Origin of the sequence: Burkholderia aenigmatica, from assembly GCF_048627025.1 — a bacterium.
Classification (GTDB): domain Bacteria; phylum Pseudomonadota; class Gammaproteobacteria; order Burkholderiales; family Burkholderiaceae; genus Burkholderia; species Burkholderia aenigmatica.
This window is the reverse complement of the sequence record NZ_CP184472.1, coordinates 153884-161663: the sequence shown is the minus strand read 5'-3', so window position 1 is coordinate 161663 and position 7780 is coordinate 153884. Positions and strand designations below refer to the sequence as shown.

7 protein-coding genes and 1 pseudogene are annotated in these 7780 nt (G+C 60.2%); all 8 read right to left on the bottom strand.

What is annotated here, in order from left to right:
- A pseudogene (locus ACN8ZM_RS40560) lies at positions 1 to 443 on the bottom strand (hypothetical protein); the annotation flags it as partial.
- Positions 418 to 699 carry a signal peptidase I gene (gene lepB, locus ACN8ZM_RS40555; RefSeq protein ID WP_420213511.1) on the bottom strand — a complete coding sequence of 94 codons (282 nt, stop codon included), beginning with the start codon at positions 697 to 699 and terminating at the stop codon, positions 418 to 420. The gene lepB and the pseudogene ACN8ZM_RS40560, both read right to left, overlap by 26 nt.
- A gap of 214 nt (positions 700 to 913) precedes the next feature.
- Positions 914 to 1549: a hypothetical protein gene (locus tag ACN8ZM_RS40550; RefSeq protein ID WP_420213508.1), complete on the bottom strand. Its 636-nt coding sequence runs from the start codon at positions 1547 to 1549 to the stop codon at positions 914 to 916.
- 2 nt (positions 1550 to 1551) lie between these two features.
- Positions 1552 to 3975, bottom strand: a complete 2424-nt coding sequence (locus tag ACN8ZM_RS40545; RefSeq protein ID WP_420213507.1) for a TraC family protein — start codon at positions 3973 to 3975, stop codon at positions 1552 to 1554.
- Between the two features lie 163 nt (positions 3976 to 4138).
- Positions 4139 to 4579 carry a TraA family conjugative transfer protein gene (gene traA / locus ACN8ZM_RS40540; protein ID WP_420213506.1) on the bottom strand — a complete coding sequence of 147 codons (441 nt, stop codon included), beginning with the start codon at positions 4577 to 4579 and terminating at the stop codon, positions 4139 to 4141.
- Between the two features lie 317 nt (positions 4580 to 4896).
- Positions 4897 to 5679 carry a type IV conjugative transfer system lipoprotein TraV gene (gene traV, locus ACN8ZM_RS40535; protein ID WP_420213505.1) on the bottom strand — a complete coding sequence of 261 codons (783 nt, stop codon included), beginning with the start codon at positions 5677 to 5679 and terminating at the stop codon, positions 4897 to 4899.
- 14 nt (positions 5680 to 5693) lie between these two features.
- Positions 5694 to 7076, bottom strand: a complete 1383-nt coding sequence (locus tag ACN8ZM_RS40530; RefSeq protein ID WP_420213504.1) for a TraB/VirB10 family protein — start codon at positions 7074 to 7076, stop codon at positions 5694 to 5696.
- Positions 7073 to 7723, bottom strand: coding sequence for a hypothetical protein (locus tag ACN8ZM_RS40525; protein ID WP_420213503.1), 651 nt, complete (start codon positions 7721 to 7723; stop codon positions 7073 to 7075). Before ACN8ZM_RS40525 ends, ACN8ZM_RS40530 begins: the two co-directional genes overlap by 4 nt.
- Between the last annotated feature and the right edge of the window lie 57 nt (positions 7724 to 7780).

Here is a 7780-nt window from a genome sequence, read left to right as displayed (position 1 = left end):
AAAGCGACGTCCTTCCGTCCAGAGGCCTGTTTGAACAGGGCTTTCAGCGTCGGCTCAGGCATAGACGTCGAGATGAATACGATCGTCGTCATCCCAGCCATAGCGCTCGCGTCCGGATTCTCCTGCCCGGCCGAGAGATTCTGAACAACGTAGCGGCGTGACGGCTCCAACATGGCCTGCGCCGATTGAAGCAGCGTCTCGGGCACATCCTGCTTGAGCCGCGGAACATCCGTGAGCAGCCGTGCGTTACCGGAGAGTAGCGCGTCAGCCTGGCGATTCAAAACATCCGCAAGGCCGGAGTCGATGGTGCCGGGTGGCGTTGCCACACCCAACCCAGCACGAGTGCCATCGGGCGCCGAAGGCAACTGCGCCTGTGCTGTGATCGAAAAGATCACCGGCAACACGATCAAATACAACCTAGAAAAGAACGGAAAGCGTGCCATCGACTTGATCATCTCGAATGGGGCCCCAGTAACGGGAATCAAAGCTACGCGGCTCGGTGCCGAGCACGAAGAGCTCGCCAGGCGGGACAACGAAGTCCCGATCGAAATACCCGGCCGGCTTCTTGTAATAGAAGAGTCCGCGCGCTACGGACCCCCAGTACCGGTCGTTGATATAGAGCCGATCACGGCGGATCGTGATGTGGTCTCCTGGGAGACCGGCCGCGATCTTCGCCATCGGAGTGCCGTCTCGGAACATCGGCGCAATGCCACGCGCACGAAATCGAACGACATCCCCTCGCCTCACGACGTGGTGAGCATCGGTCACTGGGAGGTAGAAGTCCCACGGAAGGCACGCGACGGCCTGGGCCTCAAAGTACACACGCGGGATCGTCCCACTGGTGACCGCCCAATGCATACCGCCGCACACCCCGATGGCGACGGCACCGAGCACGAGGTTCCGCAAGGGCAGACTAGTCCAGCTTGCTAAGCGCCGAAGCATCGGAAGCTCCAGTGGCGGGCTGAGGTTGGGCAGATGCGCCACTCGCCGCGACTTGGGGGACGGCAGACGCAGGAAGAACCGACGCGACTTGCGGCGAGTCGGCAGCAACGCCCGACGCGCCAGCAATCTCCTGCTGGTATGCGGCCGCGCGGCTGGATAGGCGACCGGGCACCTGGGAGAGCTCCGCGTGCAACCCGAGCTTTTCGGCGACCCGCTGCGTGATGTCGATACCAGCGACCGGACTCAGCACCGCATCGGCCCGTATAACGACGATTCCTCTTTGCGAAAGCGACCGAATGATCTCGCGCGTATCGCCCATGAATTTCGCCATCGAAGCACCATACTGGGCAACGTCAGTCGTCTTTTCCTGCTGGATACGCTTCGCTTCGATCAAGGTGTCGACGTCGAGTGTGTAGAATGCCGGCGCTCCTGCATTCGGAGTGAGCGTCCGATACACGGCAAACGCCCCGAGCGCAATCGCGAGCAGGAGCGAGACGATCACCCATGTCGACGTCCCGATCATAGCCGGAGGTGTCGCAGCGGACTTCCCGGGCTCCTCTGCGGGTGCCACATTCGCTTCGACATCTTCAAATTGGTCTTTAGCCATGCTCATCCTCGTTCAGCGATAAATTCGTCGATTGCCTCAACGACGTTCTCTCCTCGATCGCACGCCGCGAGGATCTCCGTCCGCTCCGCGCCTTCCGAGCTGAAGAGCACCTGGTTGAAGCGCGACTCGATCAGGCGTGCGATCCCAAATCCGCCAGGCGTATGAAATGCAATTTCCGAGTAGCCATGCGGGCCTTTGACGGTCGTCACCGACTTGAGCAGGTCAAAGGCAGCGTCAGGCAAGTCCATCCAGCGCTTGGTGCGCGCGAGTTCGATCGCCTCACCCTGCTGCTGCATGATCAGCTTCGACGCGGCCGATGCAGCGATTTCTTCCCCAAAGGCGCTGTTGTAAAGCTGCGAAAGGTTCTGGAAGACCAGCCCGAGCGAGCCACGGTGCTTTCGAATCTTCGCGTTGAGCTCGGCGGCAAACTTCGAGAAGTAGTACTGCTTGAACAGGTCGCCACACTCCTCGGCGATCATCATCTTTTCGCGACCGTCGTCGCCTTTGAACATGCCTTGCTGCACTGTGATCATCACCTGAAGCAACACGACTTCCTGAAGAATTTCGTTATCCTCCAGGTCCTTCAGCTCGAGTGTGACGATAGGCGCATCCGGATCCAGATTGTTCCGACCGTTGAACCACGCGCCATACGGTCCAAGCTTCGAAAATGGAAAGAGGCGGTTCGCGAGATCGATCGCGACATCGTTATCTCGTTGGTTGAGGAGCCACTCGTAGACGTTATGGGGCGTCATATCGCAGCTCATGTTTGTCCACGTGCTCTGAATCGCCTGCATGATCATCGATTCCTCGCGGTCGCCCAACTGCGAGCGCGGGGCAATCATTTTCCCGATGATCGCCGTGAGCATCCCGATGTCTTCCTCGATCTCGACGACCTTCGTGAATGGGTTCAAGCAGATCTTCGAATCGCGGTTGAACGCAATGACCAGCCCGCCGTTGGCCTTCGTAACCTTCGTGTGCGTTCGCCCTTTATCGACGATCCAGATCTGCGCCCCACGCGCGAGATAGTCCTGGATGATCCGATCAGCGGCAAACGACTTGCCGGCGCCTGACTCTGCAAAGAGTAGCCAGTTGAAGTTCGGGTTGAAGCTGCTGAAAAAATCGTAGAAGAAGAGCGCCATCCGGCGCGTGTGCAAGACGATGCCGTCGCCGTACCCCTGCCAGTCACCGAGGACCGGCAACAGTTGCGCTGCATGCTCCGCCGCCATCGTGCGAAAGCGTCGCGAATTCTTGATCGACTCGGTCGACGGGTGAAACGGGAGCTGGTTGATGTACGTCGGCAGCGTCAAGTACTGCTCGCCGTATGCCTGTGCCTGCAGCGCGTTGTAGTAGGTGGTGATCTTCGACGCGCGCCGCTCGAGCTCCCGCGGTGAATGCCCATAGAGCATCAGGACCGTCGACGCCTGGACGATTTGCTGACGTCGATCTAGCGCGGCTCCAAGCACGTCATGACCTTCCTTCTTCGCCGCCAGAATTGGTACCCATCGCAGCATCGGCCCGAACGCCTGATTGTTGATGAGCGCATGCTTCGTGCGAAATCCATTGATTGCAGGCGACTGGTCGGGGATGTGGATCGTGGTCGTCAGAATGTACGGGATGCCAATCTGGGTACCGAGCCCCGTCAAATCACCCGCGAACATGTCGGTAAGACCGAGGTTCATCCGCTTCGGAAACCGATTCATCGCAATCTGCTTCACATACTGGTGACGTTTTCCGGGAATGGAGATTCGAATCTGCTTTCGGCTTGGAACAATCCGTGTACGCGGAGCCAGGACCTGTTCTCGCAAGACCTCGTTCTCGTCGTAGTGAGTGTCCCAGTCGCCAAACATGTCGAAATACCGCCGCATCACCGCAAGGTAGTCGGACGGCAAGATGATCGTGCTCGGGATACCCGCAGCTTCCAACGCCCCCCTGAATCGCTCGCGGAGATCCTTGAAGTCCTCAACTTCTTGATCGGTCGGATACGGCACACCGGCGAACGGAATCGCAATCGCAACATAGTGTCGAGAGTCGAGCGTGAGTGCTTCATTTACGCGCGGCCTCACGGGCCGCATCGCGGCCTCGTGGAGAAATTCAATCCGTCGAAAGCATAGGTCTCGAGACACCTCCGGCGCGGGGTTGTCCGAACGCTCCCGCGACAGGTGAAACCCCTCCAAGGACTCGCTCAGGTCTGGCACACCCATCTTGATGTTCTGAATCATCGTGCCCGGGGGATACGGTTGATTGACGAGGTTCCCGAGCATGTCTTGAGTACGACTGTCGGCTCCCGCAATTGGCACGTAGCGAAGCAACGTCGCGATTCGACCGTCATCGAGGAAGTAGATCCCGTCGGTCGCCGCCATTGGTAGAAGAAGGTCGGAAGGCTTTTGCCTCTCCATCATGGCTTGAATCTTGTCGATGACGCCCATATGGCCGCTCCGCGCTCGTGCAGTCGTGATTGCGTGAAGCGTCTCACGCAATACCGGAATGCAGAAACGAAACGACGCCCGATCCGGCCGAATGAAATGAAAAGGCCCCCGACGTAGAATCGGAGGCCTTCTCGTGTGAATACCGGCGCACGCCGGCGGGAAATTAGAACGTGGCGGTGAACAAACCCGTGAGGACGGTCGGGCCGTACGTAGCCGAGAGGGCGAGGCCGAGGCCGATCGCGACACCCATGATGCTGCCTCGCACCAGACCGGCACCCAGTGCGATCGCAAAGCCAACGAGCGCCAGCACCTGGCCGAGCGACCCGGTCAACCAGCCCTGCACCATCGTCACGATCGCGTTGAACGTCGTGTCGGTACCGGCCATCGCCGCCGACGACATGAAGACCAGCAGCAGCGAGAAGGCGACGACCGAAGCGAGCGCGAAGGGCGAAAAGCCGGCCATTGCGATGGCACCATCATCGCGGAGCATGGGCTGCTCCAGCTCGTCGCGCTTCCGCGCGATCGCGGCTGCGGCTTTCGAATAGAGTGCGGTTGCGCGACTCGCGCACGAGCGGACTGCAAATGCCAGAAGTTTGGTTTTCATGTATACCTCGAGAGAGTGATTGAACGACACCCGGACCCCCGAAACAACTCGATCTCGGAGTTTCGCCATCGTAGAAAGAACTCCCCCGGTAAGTATTGAGCTTTCAAAGCCCCCCTTTGTCATGCGGACATATTGATTCGCGCGCGGACAGAGGGTATCCAGCTTGGTTAATGAACCCGGGGCAAGAATCGCGCACGCTTCCCGCACTCGGTATCCCTTTCGGGCTTTTCGGATTAGCGTGTGGCTCGCTGCAAATCACTGGTGCGCCAGTATCGAATGCATGGCGCAGCTCTCGCGCTCGTTCTCGACCGTCGATGTCATCGGGGTCCGAACTGTCCGTACGTCGAATAGGTGTTGCGTCCTGAGGGGCGTTGGGACGAGAAGGAGGATCCACCCGAGAAATTCCGGGAGAAAGGAGAAGACGACGAGCTGCTCGAGTTCGTCGTCGTGCGGTCTGGAACCGGAAGGCCCGGGACGATCGGCCCCGATGACGCACCCGGTGACCCAGAGCTCGTCGAGTTCGAGTACGGCTGGACGACCGCTGCCGGCTGCGCGATCACCCCACCGGGCATGCTCGGGTCCCCATCAGGTGTTCCGGTATCACGTGCAGCCGGATCGTCAATCTGCACTGGCGCGAGCACCTGGCCCGACGACGTGCCTGCGATGTTGCCAACGGCCCACCGGCGCGGTGTGACTTCGGTGTAGACAAACCCCGGGTAATGCAGGTCGCCGTTCTGGTCGATCCAGGAGTTGATCCAGATCCGCATCACCTGCGCAGGTTCCAGGATCGGCATCGGCTGCTGGATTGGTTGGGGCAATGTGACCGATGCGCCTCCCTTCAGAGCGCCTCCGCCGCTGCCCGAATCGGCATCAGCCAACGCGGTCTGCTTCCCGTTGTCGTGCATGGTGATCAGTGCATCTCGATGATTTGTCATCTGGTACACCTCACGGGGGGTCTTGCAGATCACCCCTTGCGGAAGGCCGGGACAGTCGAAGTCAGACTGCCCCACGCTCCAGAACGAACTACAACCGGAGAGCGTCGCAGCGACGAGCATCGCGGCCCCGGAGGTGCGCATCGCGCGCGTGGCTACGTGTTTCAAGGCTTCCCCCATTCTCAATGTTGGCCCATCTTCAAGCTGACCCCGTGCACGAGAATGATGTCGGCTTGCCGGCCGGCGTCGATCTCAACCACCGGCACGATTTCCTTCGCAATGTCGAGGTAGAAATTTGCGACGCGATCCAGAGCGTTGCCAACCCCCTGGCCAGCGGCGTCGCGGATCACCGTCGACATCGGCATCTTCTGGCCGCCGGAAATGCTGAAGCCGCCGTACTGGGAGGCGCCGGACAGGCCGGTTGACAACCCCTGCCCGAAAGCACCGATAAAGCCCGCGGCGAGGGAGCGAGCAATCACCGCGCCCTCCTTCGACACAAGGCGTCCGCGCATCCCGACCTTCCCATCCTCACCCGTGATATACCCATCGAGCGCGACCTCGATGACACCCTTGTCCTTTCGAATGCACGTCAGCCGCTCGGTGCGCATATAGGCACGCTCGGTCGCCATGGATCCGTATCCACTCGCCAGAACAAAGCATTCCTTGACATCTGCGGTGTAGAAGTTCGGCAAGATCGCATCCTTCTTTACTCGAATCAATACGGGTGTCGGCTGGCGTTGAGATGCCTGCGACGCGGGCGCGTCCATACCGTTGATCAACACCCCCGAGAACATACCGCCCGCAGGCAGCCACGTTTGGTCCGAACTGTTCGCTTCTCCGTTGTTGACGCGATCGACCGACGGCGCATTCGGGTTGCCGCTGAAGCTCGTCTTGATAGGCGCTACAGCACCGCTTGCCCCGGTCGCCACGCCTGCCGCACCGCCTTTCCCGCCGGAGCCACCGGCCGGCGACTCGTCATCGGACGAGATACGCAGTCTCGGACGCGCAGGTTCTGTGGATGAGGCTCCGTCGGCACCAGCGGCAGGACCGAGTGGCAATGCCGGATAGCTTGGGTCTCCGCCGCCCGGCGCATTCAAGTTGGAACCGGGCGCGCCGGGAATTCCGACCATGCCCGGCGCGCCCATTGCCCGTTCCTTGTCCAACTTCGACTGCACCGCCTTGTCGATCGAATCGTCGATGTGGGCCTGCAGGTTCTTGTCAGTCAGCTTTCCGGTTGCAACTTCATTGATTCGATTCGCGAAGTTCTGCTGCAGCTGCGTCATCTGCTGGTCCGTCGTGCCAGCGTGAACATTCAGTTCTTGCAGTTGGCGCTGCACACCGGTAAGCGCTGCCGCGAGCGACTCGAGGTCGGTATTGCGCTTCGGCGGCGCCACCACCGAAACATCGAGCGTCGGATCGACAGCCGGAGCGGGCTTCTTAGACGCTTTCGTCATCAAGAAGAAGAGCAAGATGATCAAGACACCAGCACCTGTCACGATGTAGCGTCGCTTCTTCGTCGCGTCAGCGAGCTTCCATGTGCGGAGGACGTTGTCGATGAGCTTCATTGGCCACTCCCGTCCTCAACTGCCCGGTCATCGTCCGGCCGGTCTGCAATGATGAACACACGCGTGGATTGACCGGGCGCGAGCATCACCAGCGGGAAGAAAGAGACCGCCCGTACGCCCTTCGTCGCGAAAGCCTCCTCCGACAGCGTCACGGGGGTGGAGCCTCTATTGGTCAATGCGTACTCGTATATGTCGAAGCGCGAACCACCATACAGGCTGACCGGCTTCGCCTGGATCCCGTTCGAGATTGCCATCGGAACATCCAGGCGCTCAACACTGAAGCCCCGAGGGATGATGTGACGAGCGAGCGACCGCATCAATGTCCGCAGCTGAATCGAGTACTGCCCCTCCCGCCCAGTCTCTTCAGAATCAGGGCCGGCTGCAGGTGCCGCGGCGCCGGAAGGTCCCTCGAGCTGGAGAATCACGTTCTGGGCAGGGATATTCTGCGGAATCAACGTAAGCGAACACATGGGTGCATTCGGTTTGCTGTCCGTGATCCAGATCGCGATCGGCGTTTGCTTGCTTGGAAGGATAAATCGGGAGTTCCCGACGCGAAGATTCTCGTCATCGCCTTCCGTGTCGATCACCTTCGGCTCAGCAAAAGGTGTTTCGAAGCGGTTCATGAATCCGGAGGCGACCGGTACCATGGCATTCACTCCGGGCCGGCACCGAACCACCGTCGGTTTGACGGGCCGATCGGATCC

What these genes read in the sequence shown, in the direction of transcription:
- lepB (WP_420213511.1), bottom strand. Translation starts at nt 699, where the DNA reads ATGTTCCGAGACGGCACTCCGATGGCGAAGATCGCGGCCGGTCTCCCA.
- ACN8ZM_RS40550 (WP_420213508.1), bottom strand. Translation starts at nt 1,549, where the DNA reads ATGGCTAAAGACCAATTTGAAGATGTCGAAGCGAATGTGGCACCCGCA.
- ACN8ZM_RS40545 (WP_420213507.1), bottom strand. Translation starts at nt 3,975, where the DNA reads ATGGGCGTCATCGACAAGATTCAAGCCATGATGGAGAGGCAAAAGCCT.
- traA (WP_420213506.1), bottom strand. Translation starts at nt 4,579, where the DNA reads ATGAAAACCAAACTTCTGGCATTTGCAGTCCGCTCGTGCGCGAGTCGC.
- ACN8ZM_RS40530 (WP_420213504.1), bottom strand. Translation starts at nt 7,076, where the DNA reads ATGAAGCTCATCGACAACGTCCTCCGCACATGGAAGCTCGCTGACGCG.
- ACN8ZM_RS40525 (WP_420213503.1), bottom strand. Translation starts at nt 7,723, where the DNA reads ATGGTACCGGTCGCCTCCGGATTCATGAACCGCTTCGAAACACCTTTT.